At 64.7% G+C, this 21,475-nt stretch carries 17 protein-coding genes and 1 tRNA gene; 15 read left to right on the top strand and 3 right to left on the bottom strand.

Features of this window, described 5'->3' with window-relative positions; genetic code table 11:
• The first annotated feature begins 36 nt into the window (after positions 1-36).
• Both ACFTR6_RS03045 and ACFTR6_RS03040 read left to right on the top strand, forming a co-directional pair.
• Positions 37-1,437, top strand: coding sequence for a PspC domain-containing protein (locus ACFTR6_RS03045; protein WP_377956814.1), 1,401 nt, complete (start codon positions 37-39; stop codon positions 1,435-1,437).
• Positions 1,434-2,111 carry a LuxR C-terminal-related transcriptional regulator gene (locus tag ACFTR6_RS03040; protein ID WP_377956813.1) on the top strand — a complete coding sequence of 226 codons (678 nt, stop codon included), beginning with the start codon at positions 1,434-1,436 and terminating at the stop codon, positions 2,109-2,111. Before ACFTR6_RS03045 ends, ACFTR6_RS03040 begins: the two co-directional genes overlap by 4 nt.
• A gap of 108 nt (positions 2,112-2,219) precedes the next feature.
• Here the strand turns inward: ACFTR6_RS03040 and ACFTR6_RS03035 are convergent, their stop codons facing one another.
• Positions 2,220-3,437, bottom strand: a complete 1,218-nt coding sequence (locus tag ACFTR6_RS03035; protein WP_076801191.1) for a pyridoxal phosphate-dependent aminotransferase — start codon at positions 3,435-3,437, stop codon at positions 2,220-2,222.
• Positions 3,438-3,709: 272 nt separating this feature from the next.
• Between ACFTR6_RS03035 and ACFTR6_RS03030 the strand changes: the two genes are divergently transcribed.
• From ACFTR6_RS03030 to rplL, 9 genes are all read left to right on the top strand, one after another.
• Positions 3,710-3,782 (top strand) — tRNA-Trp (locus tag ACFTR6_RS03030).
• An 83-nt stretch (positions 3,783-3,865) separates the two neighbouring features.
• Positions 3,866-4,150, top strand: a complete 285-nt coding sequence (gene secE, locus ACFTR6_RS03025; RefSeq protein WP_076801193.1) for a preprotein translocase subunit SecE — start codon at positions 3,866-3,868, stop codon at positions 4,148-4,150.
• A gap of 117 nt (positions 4,151-4,267) precedes the next feature.
• The gene (nusG, locus tag ACFTR6_RS03020) at positions 4,268-5,104 is read left to right on the top strand and encodes a transcription termination/antitermination protein NusG (RefSeq protein ID WP_076801195.1); all 837 of its coding nucleotides are present in this window, start codon (positions 4,268-4,270) and stop codon (positions 5,102-5,104) included.
• Positions 5,105-5,237: 133 nt separating this feature from the next.
• A complete protein-coding gene (gene rplK, locus ACFTR6_RS03015; RefSeq protein WP_018760472.1) occupies positions 5,238-5,669 on the top strand; it encodes a 50S ribosomal protein L11 in 432 nt (143 codons plus the stop codon).
• 185 nt (positions 5,670-5,854) lie between these two features.
• The gene (gene rplA / locus ACFTR6_RS03010) at positions 5,855-6,562 is read left to right on the top strand and encodes a 50S ribosomal protein L1 (protein WP_076801196.1); all 708 of its coding nucleotides are present in this window, start codon (positions 5,855-5,857) and stop codon (positions 6,560-6,562) included.
• Between the two features lie 203 nt (positions 6,563-6,765).
• Entirely contained in the window at positions 6,766-7,857 is a 1,092-nt protein-coding gene (locus ACFTR6_RS03005) for a GNAT family N-acetyltransferase (protein WP_377956812.1), read from the top strand.
• Positions 7,858-7,937: 80 nt separating this feature from the next.
• The gene (locus ACFTR6_RS03000; protein ID WP_076801200.1) at positions 7,938-9,044 is read left to right on the top strand and encodes a GNAT family N-acetyltransferase; all 1,107 of its coding nucleotides are present in this window, start codon (positions 7,938-7,940) and stop codon (positions 9,042-9,044) included.
• 329 nt (positions 9,045-9,373) lie between these two features.
• The gene (gene rplJ / locus ACFTR6_RS02995) at positions 9,374-9,955 is read left to right on the top strand and encodes a 50S ribosomal protein L10 (protein ID WP_076801202.1); all 582 of its coding nucleotides are present in this window, start codon (positions 9,374-9,376) and stop codon (positions 9,953-9,955) included.
• A 74-nt stretch (positions 9,956-10,029) separates the two neighbouring features.
• Positions 10,030-10,407 carry a 50S ribosomal protein L7/L12 gene (rplL, locus tag ACFTR6_RS02990; RefSeq protein ID WP_076801204.1) on the top strand — a complete coding sequence of 126 codons (378 nt, stop codon included), beginning with the start codon at positions 10,030-10,032 and terminating at the stop codon, positions 10,405-10,407.
• Between the two features lie 133 nt (positions 10,408-10,540).
• Here rplL and ACFTR6_RS02985 read toward each other — a convergent pair whose 3' ends face one another.
• On the bottom strand, positions 10,541-11,065 hold the full coding sequence (locus ACFTR6_RS02985; RefSeq protein WP_377956811.1) for an aminoacyl-tRNA deacylase: 525 nt from the start codon (positions 11,063-11,065) through the stop codon (positions 10,541-10,543).
• Entirely contained in the window at positions 11,065-12,258 is a 1,194-nt protein-coding gene (locus tag ACFTR6_RS02980) for an acetyl-CoA C-acetyltransferase (RefSeq protein WP_076801208.1), read from the bottom strand. Before ACFTR6_RS02980 ends, ACFTR6_RS02985 begins: the two co-directional genes overlap by 1 nt.
• 391 nt (positions 12,259-12,649) lie before the next feature.
• Between ACFTR6_RS02980 and rpoB the strand changes: the two genes are divergently transcribed.
• The 4 genes from rpoB (at position 12,650) to rpsG (ending at position 21,416) form a co-directional block, all read left to right on the top strand.
• Positions 12,650-16,165, top strand: a complete 3,516-nt coding sequence (rpoB, locus tag ACFTR6_RS02975) for a DNA-directed RNA polymerase subunit beta (RefSeq protein ID WP_076801210.1) — start codon at positions 12,650-12,652, stop codon at positions 16,163-16,165.
• A gap of 115 nt (positions 16,166-16,280) precedes the next feature.
• Positions 16,281-20,180: a DNA-directed RNA polymerase subunit beta' gene (locus ACFTR6_RS02970; RefSeq protein ID WP_377956809.1), complete on the top strand. Its 3,900-nt coding sequence runs from the start codon at positions 16,281-16,283 to the stop codon at positions 20,178-20,180.
• Positions 20,181-20,569: 389 nt separating this feature from the next.
• Positions 20,570-20,944: a 30S ribosomal protein S12 gene (rpsL, locus tag ACFTR6_RS02965; RefSeq protein ID WP_003803830.1), complete on the top strand. Its 375-nt coding sequence runs from the start codon at positions 20,570-20,572 to the stop codon at positions 20,942-20,944.
• A 1-nt stretch (position 20,945) separates the two neighbouring features.
• The gene (gene rpsG, locus ACFTR6_RS02960; protein ID WP_003803829.1) at positions 20,946-21,416 is read left to right on the top strand and encodes a 30S ribosomal protein S7; all 471 of its coding nucleotides are present in this window, start codon (positions 20,946-20,948) and stop codon (positions 21,414-21,416) included.
• The last annotated feature ends 59 nt before the right edge of the window (positions 21,417-21,475 follow it).

Raw genomic sequence — 21,475 nt, 5'->3', positions numbered from 1 at the left:
GGCCTCGGGAACCCTGAAACGTGTTTGGATTGATGCATGACCACAGCCCCTGTCCGCCCTCCTCTGGTCCGCAGCAGCGACCGGGTGATCGCCGGTGTCTGCTCCGGCCTGGCGGTGCACCTGGGCTGGCCGGTGCGCATGGTCCGGATCGGCATGGTGGTGGCCGCCTTTGCGGGCGGTGCCGGGCTCGCGTTCTACGCGTGGCTGTGGATCATGGTTCCCACCGCGGATGAGAACGCCAAGCGCAATGCCCGCCGCCCGGCGTCGCCCATTGCTCCGGCCGTGAGCCTGCCGCCGGCGGGCATCCAGCAGGCCCCCGCCGTCCCTTCCTCGCCCGCGTCAGGCTCGCCGTTGGGATCAGGCTCCCCGTCGGCGGGGGAGTACGACGCCGGCACCGCCTCCCAGCCTCCGGAACCTGCCGCTGTGGCCGGGCCCGGCACATGGTTCCGGGTCCGGAGCATGCGCTACGGTAAGGAGATCCTGCTGGGCGCCGGGCTCCTGCTCGTCGCCGCGATCCTGATCGCCAGGCTGCTGGGCGTGGAAGTGCCCCTGGGCACGCTGATCCCGGCGGCGGCCATACTCGGCGGCGCGGCAATTGCATGGATGCAACTGGATGAAACCCGCCGCGCCGGGCTCGTCGACAAAACGAAGGCGGACCAGGCCGGCGGATGGGCGCGTCTAGCTGCTGGCCTCGCACTCGTGGTGGCCGGGGTACTGGTCATGGTGTCCGGGTCGGGCTCATGGGAGCAGACCTGGCTCGCGCTGCTCGCCTCCGTAGCGGTGCTGGGCGGAGTGGCGCTGGTGCTGCTGCCGTGGGGGCTGAAGTTCTGGCGCGACCTGGAGGCCGAGCGGGCCGGCCGGGTGCGGGAGACCGAGCGCGCCGAGATCGCCGCCCACCTGCACGACTCCGTGCTCCAGACGCTTGCCCTGATCCAGCGCCGGGCCGGAAACGAGCACGACGTCGTCCGCCTGGCCCGGGCCCAGGAGCGCGAGCTGCGGGGCTGGCTCTTCAAGGACCCCGCCGCCGACGCAGGCCAGCTCTCGGATCGGATCAAGGCCGCCGCGGCGGAGGTTGAGGACGGCCTCGGGCACGCCGTCGACGTCGTGACCGTGGGGGACACGGGGATGACCGAACGCCACGAGGCGCTGGTGCAGGCCAGCCGTGAGGCCATGCTGAACGCTGCCCGCCATGGCGGCGGTCCGGTCTCTGTCTACCTTGAGGTGTCCGACGGCGGCGCTGAAGTCTTCGTCAAGGACCGGGGCCCGGGCTTCGAGCTGCACACCGTCCCGCACGACAGGCTGGGTGTGCGGGAATCGATCATTGGCCGGATGAAACGGCACGGCGGAAACGCCGAAATCAACAGCGGACCGGAGGGCACGGAGGTGCGGCTCAGGCTGCCTGCCGACGCCGGCGAGAACGGGGAAGGGAAGTCATGAGCACACCAGCAGGGGCAGCCGCGGCGGGAAGAACCGTACGGGTCGTGATCGTTGATGACCACGCAATCTTCCGCTCCGGCCTCAAAGCCGACCTGGACCCGAGCGTGGTGGTGGTCGGGGAGGCCGGCACCGTGGAACAGGCCATCGAGGTCATCGCTGCCGCACGGCCCGACGTGGTGCTGCTGGACGTGCACCTGCCCGGCGGACGCGGCGGGGGAGGGCGGGAAGTCATCGCCGGATCGGCGGCGCTCCTCGGAACTACCCGGTTCCTCGCCCTGAGCGTGTCCGATGCCGCCGAAGACGTCGTGGCCGTGATCCGGGCCGGTGCCCGCGGCTACGTCACCAAGACCATCTCCGGGGCGGAAATCACGGACGCCGTGTTCCGGGTTGCCGGCGGAGACGCCGTGTTCTCGCCGCGCCTGGCCGGCTTTGTCCTGGACGCCTTCGGCACGGCCCCGGCCGACATTGCCGACGACGAACTGGACAAGCTCTCAGCCCGCGAACTCGAGGTGATGCGGCTGATCGCCCGCGGCTACAGCTACAAGGAGGTGGCTAAGGAGCTCTTCATCTCCATCAAGACCGTGGAAACCCATGTCTCGGCGGTGCTCCGGAAGCTGCAGCTCTCCAGCCGCCATGAACTGACCAAGTGGGCCGCCGAACGCCGCCTCCTCTAGCGCCGGCCCAGACGCTCTCTCACTTCCTGCCGCTTAACCCCGAACGCTCTCTCACCGGGTGAGAGAGCGTTCGGGGTTGCCGTGCAGGAAATGAGAGAGCGTGCCGGGTTACTGGGCCTTGCCGAGGAAGTCCTGCAGGCGGCCGACGCCGGTGGCAAGGTCCTCGTCGCCCAGGGCGTAGGAGAGGCGCAGGTAGCCGGACGGGCCAAAGGCTTCGCCGGGAACGACGGCGACCTCCACCTCGTCCAGGATCAGTGCGGCCAGCGCGGCGGAAGTTTCGGGCCGGACCGGACCGTTCGCCGTCGGGAATTCCTTACCCAGCAGCCCGCGGACGTCGGCGTACACGTAAAAGGCGCCCTTCGGCGTCGGGCATTCAACGCCCTCGATCGCGTTGAGCCCGTCCACGATGGCCTTCCGGCGGCGGTCAAACGCGACCTTCATCTCGTCCACCGCGGTGAGCGGACCGGAGACAGCGGCCAGGGCGGCGATCTGCGGGATGTTGGAGACGTTGGAGGTGGCGTGCGACTGCAGGTTGGTGGCCGCCTTGATGACGTCGGCGGGGCCGATCATCCAGCCCACGCGCCAGCCGGTCATCGCATAGGTCTTGGCCACACCGTTGAGGATCACAACCTTGTCGCCCAGTTCGGGGGCGGCGGTGGCGATGGAGGTGAACGGAACGCCGTCGTACGTCAGGTGCTCGTAGATCTCGTCGGTGACCACCCACAGGCCCTTGGCCGCGGCCCACTTGCCGATTTCAGCAACCTGCTCGGGGGAGTAGACGGAGCCGGTGGGGTTCGACGGCGAGACGAACAGCAGGATCTTCGTGCGGTCCGTGACGGCCGCCTCGAGCTGCTCCACGGTCACCAGGTAGTCCTGCTCCGGCCCGGCGAAGACCTCCACCGGAACGCCGCCGGCGAGGCGGATGGCCTCGGGGTAGGTGGTCCAGAACGGCGTCGGAACAATCACTTCGTCGCCCGGATCCACCAGGGTGGCGAACGTGTTGTAGACGGCCTGCTTGCCGCCGTTGGTGACCAGCACCTGGGAGGGGTCGGCCTTGTAGCCGGAGTCCCGGAACGTCTTCTCGGCGATGGCCTTCTTCAGCTCGGGCAGGCCCCCGGCGGGGGAGTAGCGGTGGTACTTCGGCTGGCTGGCGGCGTCGATGGCGGCCTGGACGATGTAGTCCGGAGTGGGGAAGTCGGGCTCGCCAGCGCCGAACCCAATCACCGGCCGGCCGGCCGCCTTCAGCGCCTTGGCCTTGGCATCAACGGCCAGGGTGGCGGATTCGGCAATGGCGGAAATGCGTTGGGAAACGCGGGCGGCAGACATGGCAGGTCCGTTCTTCGCTTGCAGCTGGAGAGCTGAATGGTGGAATTCGACGGAATCTACTCTATGCTGTTCACCGGATCGTTCGAGGTGGAACACGGATTTGTGACTGCGGTGCAGCGCGCCTCCGGAAGCTGAAAACGGTCCGAAGTGAGGCCGGTTCGACGTAAGCGCAGTTGTTGCGTAGACTGGTTCTCCGGTGTTGAAAACACGGATGATGACTTGCGCCCCAGATGGCCTTGGGGAAGTGCGGCCTGCATCGGTTTTCGATCCATAGGGTAGTGGCGCAATTGGTAGCGCAGCGGTCTCCAAAACCGCAGGTTGCAGGTTCGAGTCCTGTCTGCCCTGCGCAGGCTGTTCCGGCGAAAAAGCCGGGGCAAGCGCAGCAACAAAAAGGTTCAGTTCAGAGCCGGGTAATCCGACTTGCGAGGATGAGTGAGGAACAGGTGACCGAAACAGCTGCAAGCAGCTCCAAGGGCCGCCCTGCCAAGAAGGCCGCCAAGGCCGGTTTCTTCGCTCGTATCGCACTCTTCATCCGCCAGGTCATTGGCGAACTGAAGAAGGTCGTCGCCCCGACCCGCAAGGAACTGATCAACTACACGCTCGTGGTGCTCGTATTCGTAGTCATCATGATGGTGATCGTCACTCTGCTGGACCTGGCGTTCGGCAGCGCGGTGAGCTGGATCTTCGGCGGTACAGGCGCCACGGACCGCTAAAGGCGATCAGTCCGCAGACTGCGTGGACTCCCAACCGGAAACGGGAAAGGAGTTGCGGGGTGTGCGGAATTGAGCCATTTAACTAGGCAATTTAGCAATGAGGAAGCAGGAGACCAAGTGTCTGAGCAGGAGCTCGAGGTAACTGAGACTGAGCTGGATGAAACCCAGAACCCCGCGGCTGAGTCCGCCGAGGGCTCCGAGGTTGAGTCTGCTGCGCCCGATTCCGAAGGCGACGCCGATTACGAGGCCGACGCTGACGACGCCGAGACCGAAGACGCCGACGACGTGACCGGAGAGGACGCCGGGGAAGGCGCCGAAGGAACCGACGTCCTGGCTGCTGCGGCCGCCAAGGCCACCGACCCCGCCGAAGAGTTCAAGGCGAAGCTGCGCCGCCAGGAGGGTGACTGGTACGTCATCCACTCCTACGCAGGCTACGAAAACCGCGTCAAGGCCAACCTTGAGACCCGCATCCAGACCCTGGACATGGAAGACTACATCTTCGAGATCCAGGTGCCCATGGAAGAAGTCGTTGAGATCAAGAACGCCCAGCGCAAGGTCATCAACCGCGTCCGTATTCCCGGCTACGTCCTGGTCCGCATGGATCTGACCGACGCCTCCTGGGGCGCCGTCCGCCACACCCCGGGCGTCACCGGCTTCGTGGGCAACGCCCACAACCCCGTGCCGCTGCGCCTCGACGAGGTCTTCTCCATGCTCGCCCCGGTCTTCCAGGAGGAGCAGGCGGAGAAGGGCAAGCCGGCCAAGCAGCCTTCCGCCCCGGTAAACGTCGACTTCGAGGTCGGCGAGTCGGTCATCGTCAAGGAAGGCCCGTTCGAGACCCTTCCCGCCACGATCTCCGAGATCAAGGTGGACTCCCAGACCCTCGTGGTGCTGGTGTCCATCTTCGAGCGCGAGACCCCGGTCACGCTGGCCTTCAACCAGGTCACCAAGATCTAGCTGATCACCACAGATTTCGTTCCGGAACGGCCCGCTTTAGCTGTCCCGGAACGGCCGACCGCCTCGCCATGGCGGTCAACCACCTGAGGCACGCTCCTGTGTCCCAGGACGCATTTGAGAGAAGGACCCTACATTGGCTCCCAAGAAGAAGGTCACCGGCCTCATCAAGCTGCAGATCCAGGCAGGTGCCGCTAACCCGGCCCCGCCGATCGGTCCTGCGCTTGGCCAGCACGGCGTCAACATCATGGAATTCTGCAAGGCGTACAACGCTGCGACGGAAGCCCAGCGCGGCAACGTTATTCCTGTTGAAATCACCGTTTACGAAGACCGTTCGTTCACGTTCATCACCAAGACCCCGCCGGCTGCAGAGCTCATCAAGAAGGCTGCAGGCGTTGCCAAGGGTTCGTCCACCCCGCACACCGTCAAGGTTGCCAAGCTGACCCAGGCCCAGGTCAACGAGATCGCCTCCACCAAGATGGAAGACCTCAACGCCACCAGCCTCGAAGGCGCAGCGAAGATCATCGCCGGCACCGCCCGTTCCATGGGCATCACCGTCGAGGGTTAATTCCCCGCTGATGCGGCGGCAAGTCCGGGTAACCGGGCACGACGCCGGGCAGCACCGCCGGGAAACCGGCACCACTGAAACATTGAAAATGCCGCAAGTCCGAACGGTGAAACAGCCGGACTCGCGGATGTGGCAGGGCCCAGCGCGGTCCGCAGACCACAACTGCACAAGGAGAAATAAGCAGCATGGCAAAGCGCAGCAAAGCATACGAGGCAGCCGCAGCCAAGATCGAGACGGAGAAGCTCTACGCTCCGTTCGAGGCAGTGACGCTCGCCAAGGACACCAACCCGTCCAAGTTCGACGCCACCGTTGAGGTCGCCTTCCGCCTGGGTGTTGACCCACGCAAGGCCGACCAGATGGTCCGCGGCACCGTCAACCTGCCCCACGGCACCGGTAAGACCGCCCGCGTCCTCGTTTTCGCGACGGGTGAGAAGGCCGAAGCAGCAATCGCTGCCGGCGCCGACTTCGTTGGTTCCGATGACCTGATCGAAAAGATCGCCGGCGGCTGGACCGACTTCGACGCAGCCGTTGCCACCCCTGACCTCATGGGCAAGGTTGGCCGCCTCGGTAAGGTCCTGGGTCCCCGTAACCTGATGCCGAACCCGAAGACCGGCACCGTCACCCCCGACGTCACCAAGGCTGTCAACGACATCAAGGGCGGCAAGATCGACTTCCGCGTCGACAAGCACTCCAACCTGCACTTCATCATCGGCAAGGTTTCCTTCGACGCCGTCAAGCTGGCCGAGAACTACGCCGCCGCCCTCGAAGAGGTGCTCCGCCTGAAGCCGTCCGCTTCCAAGGGCCGCTACATCCAGAAGGCAACGGTTGCCACCACGTTCGGTCCCGGCATCTCCGTTGACCCCAACGTCACCCGGGTTCTGACCGAGGCGTAAGCCTCACCGAGCTCACGGCCGGATCTCCGGCCAGCACCGAAGGACCGCCCGGCATCTGCCGGGCGGTCCTTCTGCGTCCGCGGCGCCCCTTCCGGAAGCTGTGAAGTACGACGGCGGGACTCGGGTGGGCGGGCCAGTCCGCTGTGTTGGGGGTGCTGGAGGCGGCTCTGGAAGGAAGGGGCCGCGGCGGCTAGGCTGATGCGGTGACGACGCCTTCCTACCGGATCGAGCCGCTCTTCCTGCCTGCGTCGCTCGACGCTGCCGAGGCCGCAGACTTCCTCGAGTTCAGCGATCTCAGTGATGCCCTGGCACTGGAGCTTTGGGGCAACCTGGACCGGGCGACTCCCCGAAAAGCCCGGCTGGAAGGGTGGCGCGACGACGAGTACGGGAAACTCCGGCTCTTCTTTGTGCGGCTTGACGGCCGCATGGTGGCAAGGTCTTGGATCAGGTTTCCGCAGCAGGAAAACCTGCAGGACGCGTTCCTTCGCGTGGACGTGCTCCAGGAGTTCTGCGGCCGCGGCATCGGACAGGCCCTCCTGCGGCATGTTGAGGCGCTGGCGGCCGAGGACGGGCGCAGCACCCTGCAGTCCTTCACGGAACACGCGCCGGGCTTTGACCCGGATGGTCCTGGCATCCTGAAGCCCGGAACGGGCACGGGCGGGGTCCCGGCCGCGGCCCGCGGAGTCCGGTTCGCCGTGGCGGCCGGCTACACCCTCGAGCAGGTGACGCGTTTCAGCGCACTGGACATGCCGCCGTCGGACGGTGTCCTGGACGCCCTGGAACGGGAGGCAACCGGCATCGCCGGGGATCAGTACGAGATCCTCGGCTGGACAGACCGTTGTCCCGGTGAGTACGTGGAGCAGATGGCAGTGCTCATGTCCAAAATGAGCACGGACACCCCGGCCGGCGCGCTGCACTACGACGCCGAGGTGTGGGACGCCAAGCGGGTCCGGCACGTCGAGGACGAGTGGAAGCGGACGGGCCTGGAGTCGCTGGTGGCCGTGGCCCGGGACAGGGCGAGCGGCGAGTTGGCGGCCTACTCCGTGCTGCAGCACACGGGCGAAAAACCGTGGCTGGCCGAGCAGGATGACACGCTGGTGGCCCAGGCGCACCGCGGTCACCGGCTGGGCATGCTGGTCAAGGTGCGCAACCTCCGGCGCCTGCAGGAGGACCATCCCGAGGTGGAGCGCGTCCTGACATTCAACGCCGCCGAGAACGACCACATGCTCGCCATCAACCTGGCCCTGGGATTCCGTCCGGCAGGCTACGACGGTGAGTGGCAGCGCCGGCGTTAACCGGCATATGCTGGCGGCGGATACACCGCGTGGATTCAAGCCGGAGGCCTTCATGGCAAGCGGCGGAAACGGCTGGGGATATGGCAATAAACGTGCGGATCGAGCGGCTGCTGATTCCGGAGTCCGTGGACTCTCCCGATGCGGCGGACTTCCTCGCCGCGGTGGAAGTCGGGCGCAAGGTCCGGATGGACACCTGGGGCAGTGATGACCTCGCCTACACGCCGCTGGAGAAGCTGCTCGAACTGGACGACCCGTACGAACGCCAGGTCATCCTCGTGGCCAAGGTCGACGGCGAGATTGTCGGCGCCGTGGACATCGCACTTCCCCTGGCCGACAACCTCGACCTCGCCGAATTCACCCTGGACATCCTCCCTGAATACCAGCGCCAGGGCGTCGGCCGGCAGCTGCTGGAGGCAGCCGAACACTTCGCCCGGGAGGAGGGGCGCACCATGATCCTGGTTGACACCAACCACCCCGGCGCCTCCCTGCACGAATTCGCCCCCGAGCAGCTGGTGCCCGGATCGGGCCAGGGCTACGTGCCGCTGGGCAGCCGTGAGGTGGACTTCGCCCAGCGCACCGGCTACACGCTCCAGCACATCGAACAGTTCAGCTCATGCGCGCTGCCGCTGGACACCAAGCTCGTGGCCGAACTCGAGGCTGAGGCGCAGGAGGCCAACAACGGCCGGTACCGCCTGCACCACTGGACCGACCGTTGCCCGGAACGCTGGCTGGAATCTGTGGCAGCCCTCGAAAACCAGGCAGGCGGCGACGCCGGGCCGGCGGGGGACGGTGACATGATCTTCGACGCCCGGATCCTGCGGGAGGCCGAGGAAGTCACCATCTCGCAGGGGCGGCGGACGGTGGTGACCGCCGTCGAACACATCGCTTCCGGAACGCTGGTGGGGCTAACCACCATCAGCGTCCTGGCGCAGCGGCAGGACGTCGTCTTCCAGGACGACACCGTGGTGCTGCAGGCCCACCGCGGCAATAAGCTCGGCCTGCTGATCAAGGTGGCCAACATGGAGCGCCTCACCGAGCAGTTCCCCGCTGCGCGGGTGATCTACACCTGGAACGCACCGGAAAACCGGTATCTGCTCACGGTCAACCGCCAGCTAGGCTTCACGACGGCGGGAGTCACCGGGATCTGGCAGAAGGAACTGCCGGACCTGGGACCCAGCAGGAGCTGAGTGTGCCGGCGCGCTTGGTGCACCCGGCCCGGAAGGCCGATTTGGTCATCCGTATAGCCCTCCCGTAAGCTTGAACTACCAAAGACCGTCGGTTGTTGGATTCCCACTCTTTCGAGCTCAGCTCAACTCTGCAGTTGTGTGCGGAAGAGCCAGTGGGTTTCCGGACGAAGGACCCTGAACATAGGGCGGCCGGCGCAGGTGAACGAAGCAAAGCTCCGCTGTCCTGGACTGCGTTGAGCCAAGCCCCGTGCATCTGCGCGGGGCGTTTTTAGTTTTAGCTCACCTGAGCGGGGACCCGGAATACCGGCACTATCCCCGGAAGGAGGGTTATGGCAACGCCTACCAAGGTTTCAGCAGTAGCTGAGATCACTAACGATTTCAAGGAATCGAACGCCGCTGTCCTGACCGAATACCGTGGGCTCACCGTTGCACAGCTCAAGCAGCTGCGTGTTTCTCTCGGCCAGGACACCAAGTTCGCGGTCGTCAAGAACACCCTGACCGCCATTGCAGCCAAGGAAGCTGGTGTCGAAGCATTCGACGGCCAGCTCGCCGGCCCCACTGCAATCGCGTTCATCAAGGGTGACGCAGTTGCAGCTGCCAAGAGCCTGACGGATTTTGCCAAGGCCAACAAGCAGCTGGTCATCAAGACCGGTTACTTCGAGGGCAAGGCACTGAACGCCAGCGAAGTTGCTGCCCTGGCAGCACTCGAGTCCCGCGAGCTGCAGCTCGCCAAGGTTGCAGGCGTCCTCAAGGCCCCTGCCGCCGCTGCTGCACGCATCATCGACGCACTGCGCCTCAAGCTTGAAGAAGAGAACGGTGCTCCGGCTGAAGCCGCAGCTCCCGCCGCTGAAGAAGCTCCCGCCGCAGAAGCAGCAGAGGCTCCGGCCGAAGCCGCTGCCGAAGAGAACTAACTCTCTCCCAATAAGACTCCGGTGGAACGGACGGCATCCAGCCCCCGGCCACCTTTATAGGAAGGACGCCAACCATGGCGAAGCTCACCAACGAAGAGCTCATTGAAGCTTTCAAGGAACTGACCATCATCGAGCTCTCCGAGTTCGTCAAGCTCTTCGAAGAGACCTTCGAAGTTACCGCTGCTGCTGTTGCTGTTGCTGGCCCCGCTGCCGGTGGCGCTGCAGAAGAAGCTGAAGAGAAGACCGACTTCGACGTCATCCTCGAATCTGCTGGCGACAAGAAGATCGCAGTGATCAAGGAAGTTCGCGCCATCACCTCCCTCGGCCTCAAGGAAGCCAAGGACCTGGTTGACAGCGCTCCCAAGGCTGTTCTCGAAGGCGCCAACAAGGAAGCCGCCGAGAAGGCAAAGGCTCAGCTCGAAGAAGCTGGCGCCACCGTTACCCTCAAGTAACACTGCTTGTCCAGGAATCCCCGTCCAATCCGGTGGGCGGGGATTCCTGCGTTTAACCCTCCCTGCGTGCGCTCAACCCAACTAGCTCGCAGTTGTTGTCGTTATGGGGCGTCAAAACGACAACAACTGCGAGTCAGTTGGGTTCACTGATGTCCGCGAGTACCGCGCCGAGGGCCGAGACCAGGGCGTCGGCGTCCACGAAGGCGCTATAGCCGTGCTGGCCCGCGCCCATGGAAATCCGCTTGCCGGCGATGGTGCGATCGGCATAGACGGGCCACGCCGTGGTGCTGCCGAGCGGCGTGATGGTCCCGCGCTCATACCCGGTGGCTTCCAGGGCCACATCCGCGGCCGGGAGCGACAGCTTGTTGACGCCCACCAGGCTGCGCAGCTTGGGCCAGGAGATCTGGCGGTCGCCGGGGATGAGGGCGAACAGGAAACTGCCGTCCTTGTGTTTCACCACGAGTGACTTCACGATGTCCGCCGGGCTGATGCCGAGGATCGCGGCCGCCTCCTGGAGGCTGTGGGCGGCCAGCCGCTCCACGAGCTGGACGTCCAGGCCGCGCGCGGCGGCGTCGGCAAGGAAGCGCTCCCTGCCGGTGCCGCCGCTGCCCTTGTTGCCGCCCGTCCCGATAATGCCCGACGCCGGAACCGGGCTCATCAGTCGCGGAACAGCAGGAGGGCCTCGCCCTGGCCGCCGCCTCCGCACAGTGAGACTGCCGCCTTGCCCTGGCCGCGCCGCTTCAGCTCATGAGCGGCATGGAGCGCCAGCCGGGCACCAGAGGCGCCGATCGGGTGGCCGAGGGCGATGGCGCCGCCGTGGATGTTTGTCTGCTCCAGCGGATAGTCGAGGTCCTTCAGGGACTGCACGGCCACCGAACCGAAGGCCTCGTTGATCTCAATGAAGTCAAGGTCCGCGGTGCTCCAGCCGGCCCGGTCAAGCGCGTTACGGATGGCATTGGAGGGCTGCGAGTGGAGGGAGTTGTCCGGCCCGGCCACCTGCCCCGGCTTGCCCACAACGGCCAAGTACTCCAGACCGTTCTCCTCCGCGAACTTGCGGGAGGTCAGCACCAGGGCTGAGGCGCCGTCGGACAGGGGGGAGGAATTGCCGGCCGTGATGGTGCCGTCGGTGACGAAGGCGGCCCGCAGGCCGGCCAGGGACTCTACGGTAGCGTCCGGCCGGACGCCCTCGTCGGTGGAGACGACCAGCGGGTCACCCTTGCGCTGCTTGACGCTGATTGGGGAGATCTCGTCGTCGAAGACGCCGTTCTTCGAGGCGATGGCGGCGCGCTGGTGCGATTGGGCGGCCACGTTGTCCTGGGCGGTCCGGTCGATCCCCAGCGTGAGGTTCTTGGACTCCGTGGAAAGTCCCATCGAGTGGCCGTCGAAGGCGTCGGTGAGGCCGTCGTGTGCCGCCACGTCCAGCGCCTGGACGGTGCCGTAGTTCCAGCCCTGGCGGGAGCCGGGGAGGACGTGGGGTGCGCGCGTCATCGATTCCTGGCCACCGGCGACGACGACGGTGGCGTCGCCGGCGCGGATCAGCCTCGCGGCGTCGATCACGGCGGTCAGCCCGGAAAGGCAGACCTTGTTGATGGTCACCGTGGGGACGTTCCAGCCGATGCCTGCTCCGATGGAGCTCTGGCGGGCGGGGTTCTGGCCGGCCCCTGCCTGCAGGACCTGGCCCATGATGACGGCGTCCACCTGATCCGCTTCCAGCCCGCTCGCCGCAATGGCCGCCTTGATGGCGTGCGTTCCGAGTTCGACGGCGGTGAAGCTCGCCAGCTGCCCGTTCAGCCGGCCCTGCGGGGTGCGCGCACCGGACAGGATGACAACATCGTCAGCGGAATTGCTCATGGTTGTTTCTTCCGATCTTTGGTCAATGGTTGGCCTAAGGGTATCGTGAGCCCGGTCACCTATCCATTCAACGCTGGGAAGGCGGAAGGCATTCCGGATAGGTGCCCGCAGCAACGGTGCTTGCATTCTGCTGGTAAGTGGGGTAGACACGCGTATGGTTTTGCCGTATCGTAGATATTTGCGTCTTCCCTGTTTACCTTCAGCCTTCATATAGCGGTGGGCTTAGCCTGTTAGCCGTTCCATCAATGTGCCGTGAACAACGTCACCAGCATGGGCGGAACCAGGTTCCGGGTCATATAGCGGAACCGGATGGTAGCACTGCGGAGTCACTTCGCAGGGTGAAAAGCGGGGGAGATCTGAAAACGCCTGAAGGTCTGTGGAAGGATCCCTCTTGGTCGCCTCGAGCACCTCTAATGAAAACAACGCTACCGCTATCAATGCCGAAAGCACCGACGGTGCGACTCGCCGGCTCTCATTCGCAAAGATTCACGAACCTCTTGACGTTCCGAATCTGCTTGCCCTGCAGACGGACAGCTTCGACTGGCTGGTCGGAAATGAACGTTGGCAGGCCCGCGTTGCGAAGGCCGTCGAAGAAGGCGACCTGAGCGTCGCCACCACCTCCGGCCTTTCCGACATCTTCGAAGAGATCTCCCCGATTGAGGACTTCCAGGGCACCATGTCCCTGAGCTTCTCCGATCCGGAGTTCGCTGATCCGAAGTACACCATGGCTGAATGCAAGGACCGGGACGCTACGTACTCGGCACCGCTGTACGTCAAGGCCGAATTCATGAACAACAACACGGGCGAAATCAAGCAGCAGACCGTGTTCATGGGTGACTTCCCGCTGATGACCGAGAAGGGCACCTTCGTCGTCAACGGCACCGAGCGTGTCGTCGTTTCCCAGCTGGTCCGTTCCCCGGGCGCCTACTTTGAGCGTGCCGCCGACAAGACCAGCGACAAGGACATCTTTACCGCAAAGATCATTCCGTCCCGTGGCGCCTGGTTCGAGCTCGAGATCGACAAGCGCGACCAGGTCGGCGTGCGCCTGGACCGCAAGCGCAAGCAGTCGGTCACGGTGCTGCTGAAGGCCCTCGGCTGGACCGAAGGCCAGATCCTCGAGGAGTTCGGCCAGTACGACTCCATGCGTGCAACGCTGGAGAAGGACGCCACCGAAACCCGCGAAGACGCGCTGCTGGACATCTACCGCAAGCTGCGTCCGGGCGAGCCGCCCACAGTCGAGGCTGCCCAGTCCCTGCTGGACAACCTGTACTTCAACTCCAAGCGCTACGATCTGGCCAAGGTTGGCCGCTACAAGATCAACCGCAAGCTTGGCATCGACCGCTCCCTTGGCGACAAGGAAGCTTCGGTCCTGCACGTTGAAGACATCGTCGCCATGATCAAGTTCCTCGTCGCGCTGCACGCCGGCGAGAAGACCATCATGGGCAAGCGCGACGGCGAAGACCACGAGCTGCGCGTCGAAATCGACGACATCGACCACTTCGGCAACCGCCGCATCCGCGCCGTCGGCGAGCTCATCGAGAACCAGGTCCGCACCGGCCTGTCCCGCATGGAGCGCGTCGTCCGCGAACGCATGACCACCCAGGACGTCGAGGCCATCACGCCGCAGACCCTGATCAACATCCGCCCCGTGGTGGCAGCCATCAAGGAGTTCTTCGGAACGTCCCAGCTGTCCCAGTTCATGGACCAGAACAACCCGCTCTCGGGCCTGACCCACAAGCGCCGCCTGTCCGCGCTGGGCCCCGGCGGTCTGTCCCGTGACCGTGCCGGCATGGAAGTCCGAGACGTCCACCCGTCGCACTACGGACGTATGTGTCCCATCGAAACCCCTGAAGGCCCGAACATTGGTCTGATCGGTTCGCTGGCGTCCTACGGCCGCATCAACCCGTTCGGTTTCATCGAGACGCCCTACCGCCTGGTCAAGGACGGCGTCGTTTCCGACGACGTCCAGTACCTGACGGCCGACGACGAGGCAGAGGTCCTGATCGCACAGGCCAACGCCCCGCTCGACGAGAACAAGCGCTTCGCTGAAGAGACCGTCCTGGTCCGTGCCCGCGGTGGTGGAGGCGAGCCCGTGCTCGTTCCCGCCGAGGACGTCCAGTTCATGGACGTTTCCCCGCGCCAGATGGTGTCCGTGGCCACCGCCCTGATCCCGTTCCTCGAGCACGACGACGCCAACCGCGCACTCATGGGTGCCAACATGCAGCGCCAGGCTGTGCCGCTGGTCCGTTCCGAGGCCCCGTTCGTGGGTACCGGCATGGAGCGTGCTGCCGCCGTCGACGCCGGTGACGTTGTCATCGCGAAGAAGCCCGGTGTGGTCACCGAGGTCTCCGCTGAACTCGTTGTCATGCTCAACGACGACGGCACGGAAACCAACTACCGCATCAACAAGTTCGCCCGCTCCAACCAGGGCAACTGCTACAACCACCGCGTTCTGGTGAACGAAGGCCAGCGCCTGGAAGTTGGCGGCATCATCGCCGACGGCCCGGCAACGGACCAGGGCGAGCTCGCCCTCGGTAAGAACCTGCTCGTGGCATTCATGTCATGGGAAGGCCACAACTTCGAGGATGCCATCATCCTGTCCCAGCGCATCGTGGCAGAGGACGTCCTTTCCTCCATCCACATCGAGGAGCACGAGATCGATGCCCGCGACACCAAGCTTGGTGCCGAGGAAATCACCCGTGACATCCCCAACGTGTCCGAGGAAGTCCTGGCCGGCCTGGACGAGCGCGGCATCATCCACATCGGTGCCGAGGTTGAAGCCGGCGACATCCTGGTCGGAAAGGTCACCCCGAAGGGTGAAACCGAACTGACCCCGGAAGAGCGCCTGCTCCGCGCCATCTTCGGTGAGAAGTCCCGCGAAGTGCGCGACACCTCCCTGAAGGTTCCGCACGGCGAGTCCGGCACCGTCATCGGCGTGCGCGTCTTCGACCGCGACAACGACGACGAACTGCCCCCGGGCGTCAACCAGCTGGTCCGCGTCTACGTGGCTGCCAAGCGCAAGATCACCGACGGCGACAAGCTCGCAGGCCGCCACGGCAACAAGGGTGTTATCTCCAAGATCCTCCCGGTCGAGGACATGCCCTTCCTTGCCGACGGTACCCCCGTTGACATCGTCCTGAACCCGCTGGGTGTTCCGGGCCGTATGAACGTCGGCCAGGTGCTGGAAACGCACCTCGGCTGGGTTGCCAAGACGGGCTGGAAGATCGAAGGCGAGCCGGAGTGGGCCAAGCAGCTGCCGAACCTGCCGCGCGAGAGTGGCCAGACCACTGTTGCAACGCCGGTCTTCGACGGCGCCCGCGAAGAGGAAATCACGGGCCTGCTCGACTCCACCAACGTGACCCGCGACGGTGACCGCCTGATCGACTCCTCGGGCAAGACGCGCCTGTTTGACGGCCGCTCCGGCGAGCCGTTCCCGGATCCGATCTCGGTCGGCTACATGTACATCCTGAAGCTCCACCACCTGGTGGACGACAAGATCCACGCCCGCTCCACCGGCCCGTACTCCATGATCACGCAGCAGCCGCTGGGTGGTAAGGCACAGTTCGGTGGCCAGCGCTTCGGTGAAATGGAAGTGTGGGCGCTCGAAGCCTACGGCGCCGCCTACACGCTCCAGGAACTGCTCACGATCAAGTCCGATGACATCCACGGCCGCGTGAAGGTCTACGAGGCGATCGTCAAGGGCGAGAACATCCCCGAGCCGGGTGTTCCCGAATCCTTCAAGGTGTTGATCAAGGAAATGCAGTCGCTGTGCCTGAACGTGGAAGTTCTTTCCACCGACGGAACCACGATTGAAATGCGTGACTCTGATGACGCAGTCTTCACGGCTGCGGAAGAACTGGGCATCGATCTGTCTCGTGCAGAGCCCAGCTCCGTAGAAGAGGTCTAAGGATTACGACCAGGGAAAGGACGCGGCCCCGCCGCACTTGTCCTTTCCCTGGGCCTCACCTCCTCACCGCAACCAAGACTTCAGAATTTAGAGAACAAGAGAGAACAGGGACCATATGTCCAGCGAATCCTCCTTCGGCCTCATGCAGATCGGCCTCGCCACCGCGGAAGACATCCGCGGCTGGTCGTACGGCGAGGTTAAGAAGCCGGAAACCATCAACTACCGCACGCTCAAGCCCGAGAAGGACGGCCTCTTCTGCGAGAAGATCTTCGGCCCGTCCCGTGACTGGGAATGCTACTGCGGCAAGTACAAGCGCGTGCGCTTCAAGGGCATCATCTGTGAGCGGTGTGGCGTCGAGGTCACCCGCGCCAAGGTGCGCCGTGAGCGCATGGGCCACATTGAACTGGCTGCTCCCGTAACCCACATCTGGTACTTCAAGGGTGTTCCGTCCCGCCTGGGCTACCTCCTTGACCTGGCTCCGAAGGACCTCGAAAAGGTCATCTACTTCGCTGCCTACATGATCACCAGCGTTGACGAAGAGAACCGCCACGCGGAACTGCCCAACCTGCAGGTTGAGCACGACGTCGAGAAGAAGCAGCTGATCGACAACCGCGACTCCGACATCGCCGCGATCGCCCGCGACCTCGAGAACGAGCTTGCCCGTCTCGAGGGTGAGGGTGCCAAGGCTGCCGACAAGAAGAAGGCACGCGACTCCGCTGACCGCCAGATGGCGAACGTCCGCAAGCGCGCCGACGCCGAAATCGAGCGCCTCGAGCAGGTCTGGGACCGCTTCAAGAACCTCAAGGTCGCCGACCTCGAAGGTGACGAAGGCCTGTACCGCGAACTGCGCGACCGCTACGGCATGTATTTCGAAGGCTCCATGGGTGCCGAGGCCATCAAGAAGCGCCTTGAGAACTTCGACATGCAGGCCGAGTCCGACAACCTGCGCGACGTCATCGCCAACGGCAAGGGCCAGCGCAAGACCCGCGCCCTGAAGCGCCTGAAGGTGGTCAACGCATTCCTGACCACCAACAACAGCCCGCTCGGCATGGTGCTGGACGCCGTCCCGGTGATCCCGCCGGAACTGCGCCCGATGGTCCAGCTGGACGGTGGCCGCTTCGCGACCTCCGACCTCAACGACCTCTACCGCCGCGTGATCAACCGCAACAACCGACTCAAGCGACTGCTTGACCTGGGTGCTCCGGAGATCATCGTCAACAACGAGAAGCGCATGCTTCAGGAAGCCGTTGACAGCCTCTTCGACAACGGCCGCCGCGGCCGTCCGGTCACCGGACCGGGCAACCGTCCGCTGAAGTCCCTGAGCGACATGCTCAAGGGCAAGCAGGGCCGTTTCCGCCAGAACCTGCTCGGCAAGCGCGTCGACTACTCCGGCCGTTCGGTCATCGTCGTCGGCCCGCAGCTGAAGCTGCACCAGTGCGGCCTGCCCAAGCAGATGGCACTGGAGCTCTTCAAGCCATTCGTGATGAAGCGCCTGGTTGACCTCAACCACGCCCAGAACATCAAGTCGGCCAAGCGCATGGTCGAGCGTTACCGTCCGCAGGTCTGGGACGTGCTGGAAGAGATCATCACCGAACACCCGGTGCTGCTCAACCGTGCACCTACCCTGCACCGCCTCGGTATCCAGGCATTCGAGCCGCAGCTTGTTGAAGGCAAGGCCATCCAGCTTCACCCGCTGGTTTGTGGCGCGTTCAACGCTGACTTCGACGGCGACCAGATGGCAGTGCACCTGCCGCTGAGCCCCGAAGCCCAGGCTGAGGCACGCATCCTGATGCTGTCCTCCAACAACATCCTGAAGCCGTCCGACGGCCGCCCGGTGACCCTGCCTTCGCAGGATATGATCATCGGCCTCTACCACCTGACCACCAAGCGTGTGGGTTCAGCCGGTGAAGGCCGGGTCTTCGGCTCCGTGTCCGAGGCCATCATGGCCTTCGACGCACACGAGCTGCACCTGAACTCCCAGGTCAAGATCCGTCTTGAGGGCTTCGTTCCTTACGCCGGCTGGGAAGCTCCGGAAGGCTGGGAGCCGGGTCAGCCCGCACTGGTGGACACCTCCCTGGGCCAGGTCCTCTTCAACGAGACCCTGCCCGAGGACTACCCGTGGGTTGAGGCTGTTGCCGACAAGGGCGAGCTGTCCCGCATCGTCAACGACCTCGCGGAGCGCTACCCGAAGGTTGTCACGGCCGCAACGCTGGACAACCTGAAGGACGCCGGCTTCTACTGGGCCACCCGCTCGGGCGTCACCGTCGCCATCTCCGACATCGAGGTTCCGGACGCCAAGCCGGCCATCCTTGCCGGTTACGAGGAGCGCGCCGCCAAGATCCAGGGCCAGTACGACAAGGGCCTGATCGACGACGACGAGCGGCGCCAGGAACTGATCGAGATCTGGAACAAGGCGACCAACGAGATCGCCCAGGTCATGCGCGACAGCCTGTCCCCGATGAACACCATCAACCGCATGGTGTCCTCCGGTGCACGTGGTAACTGGATGCAGGTCCGCCAGATCGCGGGTATCCGTGGCCTGGTGGCCAACCCGAAGGGTGAAATCATCCCGCGTCCGATCAAGTCCTCCTACCGTGAGGGCCTGTCGGTGCTGGAATACTTCATCGCAACGCACGGTGCACGTAAGGGTCTTGCCGACACCGCTCTGCGTACCGCCAACTCGGGTTACCTGACCCGTCGTCTGGTGGACGTTTCGCAGGACGTCATCGTCCGTGAAGAGGACTGCGGCACCGAGCGCGGCCTCGTCACGCCGATCGCCGTGGCTGACGCCAACGGTGAGCTGACCCTGGACGAGAACGTCGAGAACAGCGCCTACGCCCGCACGCTGGCCGTGGACGTCGTCGACGCCAAGGGCAACGTCCTGGCTCCGGCCGGCACCGACTGCGGTGACGTTGTGATCGCTGAGCTGTTCGCAGCCGGCATCACCGAGGTCAAGGTCCGCTCCGTGCTCACCTGTGAGTCCAGCGTCGGAACCTGTGCCCTGTGCTACGGCCGTTCGCTGGCCACCGGCAAGACCGTGGACATCGGTGAAGCTGTGGGCATCATCGCCGCACAGTCCATCGGTGAACCCGGTACCCAGCTGACCATGCGTACGTTCCACACCGGTGGTGCTGTTTCCGCCAGCGGTGGCGACGACATCACCCAGGGTCTGCCCCGTATCCAGGAGCTCTTCGAAGCCCGTACCCCGAAGGGTGTGGCGCCGATTGCGGAAGCAGCCGGCCGCGTCACCATCGAGGAATCCGAGCGCCAGATGCGCCTGGTGATCACTCCGGACGACGGTTCCGAAGAGATCGCCTACCCGGTCCTGCGCCGGTCGCGTCTGCTGATCGAGGACGGCCAGCACGTGTCGGTGGGCCAGAAGCTCATCAACGGTCCGGTCGACCCGAAGCAGGTCCTGCGCATCATGGGTCCGCGTGCCGCACAGAAGTTCCTCGTGGACGAAGTGCAGGGCGTGTACCGCAGCCAGGGCATTGGCATCCACGACAAGCACGTGGAAGTCATCGTCCGCCAGATGCTGCGCCGCGTCACGGTCATCGAATCCGGCGACTCCGACCTGCTCCCCGGTGAGCTGGCAGAGCGCGCCCGGTTCGAGGACGCCAACCGCCGTGTTGTATCCGAGGGCAAGACTCCGGCTTCCGGACGTCCCGAGCTCATGGGTATCACCAAGGCGTCGCTGGCCACCGAGTCCTGGCTGTCCGCAGCTTCCTTCCAGGAGACCACCCGCGTCCTCACGCAGGCGGCCATGGAAGGCAAGAGCGACCCGCTGCTCGGCCTCAAGGAGAACGTCATCATCGGTAAGCTGATCCCGGCCGGCACGGGCCTCCCGCGCTACACCGAGATCACGGTGGAGCCGACTGAAGAAGCAAAGGCCAACCTGTTCACCGGCCCGAGCGCGTTCAGCGACTTCTCCTACGACACGCTGGGCGGCGACGGAGCTCCTGAGTTCCACGCCATCCCGCTGGATGACTACGACCTGGGCAACGACTTCCGGTAAAGCCTGATCACAGGGATGGTCCCGCACCGCAAGGTGGGGGACCATCCGCGTTTAACAGCAGGAATGCCCGCCGATTAAGGCCTCAGGGCCGTTCATGCTAGACTTGAGACCAATTGTTATTGTGGCAGTGGATGAGTGCGCCCGGACCGAGCTGAAAGGCTGGACCGAGAGCGACGTTTCCGGTTTGCAGGGTTCTTGTGCAACGTATGCCACATTTTCGCATGCCTAGGGACAGTTGCGGCCGCGAGCCACAGCGTCCTTCGGATGTGATCCGACATTAAGGCTTCGCCTCAGCTGCTCTGGAGACTTCTTCAAAGCTCGGGCGGCGGGGCAAAGAAACAGGAGAGCGGCTGTCAGAGGTCGCTCCGGATAAAACGGAGAACACGAAAGTGCCTACGATTAACCAGCTGGTCCGCAAGGGCCGCACGCCGAAGGTCTCAAAGACCAAGGCTCCCGCGCTTAAGGGCAGCCCGATGCGCCGCGGTGTCTGCACCCGCGTTTACACCACCACCCCGAAGAAGCCGAACTCGGCTCTGCGTAAGGTCGCACGTGTGCGCCTCAACGGTGGCATCGAAGTTACCGCCTACATCCCCGGTGTTGGCCACAACCTCCAGGAGCACTCCATTGTGCTCGTCCGTGGTGGTCGTGTGAAGGACCTCCCCGGCGTTCGCTACAAGATCGTCCGCGGTGCCCTCGATACCCAGGGTGTCAAGAACCGTAAGCAGGCTCGTAGCCGCTACGGCGCAAAGATGGAGAAGAAGTAATATGCCTCGCAAGGGTCCGGCCCCCAAGCGGCCGCTCGTATCAGATCCCGTCTACGGCTCCCCGCTGGTCACCCAGCTGATCAACAAGGTGCTGGTTGACGGCAAGAAGTCCACCGCTGAGCGCATCGTCTACGGTGCCCTCGAAGGTGCACGCGCCAAGTCCGGCGGCGACCCCGTTGCAGCCCTCAAGAAGGCCATGGACAACGTCAAGCCGTCCCTCGAGGTCCGCTCCCGCCGTGTCGGTGGCGCCACCTACCAGGTTCCGGTTGAGGTCAAGCCGGGCCGCTCCACCGCCCTCGCCCTGCGTTGGCTGGTCGGCTACTCCAAGGCCCGCCGTGAAAAGACGATGACCGAGCGCCTCCAGAACGAAATCCTGGATGCCTCGAACGGTCTCGGTGCCGCTGTGAAGCGTCGCGAAGACACCCACAAGATGGCCGAGTCCAACAAGGCCTTCGCCCACTACCGCTGGTAAAACTTCCCGTACGCCGCCGGCTCAACCGAGCCGGCGGCGAACGCGTAGTCCATCCGAAA

This window comes from Arthrobacter sp. NPDC057009 (assembly GCF_042673905.1).
Taxonomy (GTDB): Bacteria; Actinomycetota; Actinomycetes; order Actinomycetales; family Micrococcaceae; genus Arthrobacter.
This window is presented reverse-complemented; position numbering and strand designations above follow the sequence as displayed.

Coding starts and splice junctions, on each gene's coding strand:
- rplJ (WP_076801202.1), top strand. CDS start 9,374: ATGGCAACGCCTACCAAGGTTTCAGCAGTAGCTGAGATCACTAACGAT.
- ACFTR6_RS03035 (WP_076801191.1), bottom strand. CDS start 3,437: ATGTCTGCCGCCCGCGTTTCCCAACGCATTTCCGCCATTGCCGAATCC.
- ACFTR6_RS03040 (WP_377956813.1), top strand. CDS start 1,434: ATGAGCACACCAGCAGGGGCAGCCGCGGCGGGAAGAACCGTACGGGTC.
- ACFTR6_RS03045 (WP_377956814.1), top strand. CDS start 37: ATGACCACAGCCCCTGTCCGCCCTCCTCTGGTCCGCAGCAGCGACCGG.
- ACFTR6_RS02970 (WP_377956809.1), top strand. CDS start 16,281: ATGTCCAGCGAATCCTCCTTCGGCCTCATGCAGATCGGCCTCGCCACC.
- ACFTR6_RS03000 (WP_076801200.1), top strand. CDS start 7,938: ATGGCAATAAACGTGCGGATCGAGCGGCTGCTGATTCCGGAGTCCGTG.
- rplL (WP_076801204.1), top strand. CDS start 10,030: ATGGCGAAGCTCACCAACGAAGAGCTCATTGAAGCTTTCAAGGAACTG.
- rplA (WP_076801196.1), top strand. CDS start 5,855: ATGGCAAAGCGCAGCAAAGCATACGAGGCAGCCGCAGCCAAGATCGAG.
- rpsG (WP_003803829.1), top strand. CDS start 20,946: ATGCCTCGCAAGGGTCCGGCCCCCAAGCGGCCGCTCGTATCAGATCCC.
- ACFTR6_RS02985 (WP_377956811.1), bottom strand. CDS start 11,065: ATGAGCCCGGTTCCGGCGTCGGGCATTATCGGGACGGGCGGCAACAAG.
- ACFTR6_RS02980 (WP_076801208.1), bottom strand. CDS start 12,258: ATGAGCAATTCCGCTGACGATGTTGTCATCCTGTCCGGTGCGCGCACC.
- secE (WP_076801193.1), top strand. CDS start 3,866: ATGAGTGAGGAACAGGTGACCGAAACAGCTGCAAGCAGCTCCAAGGGC.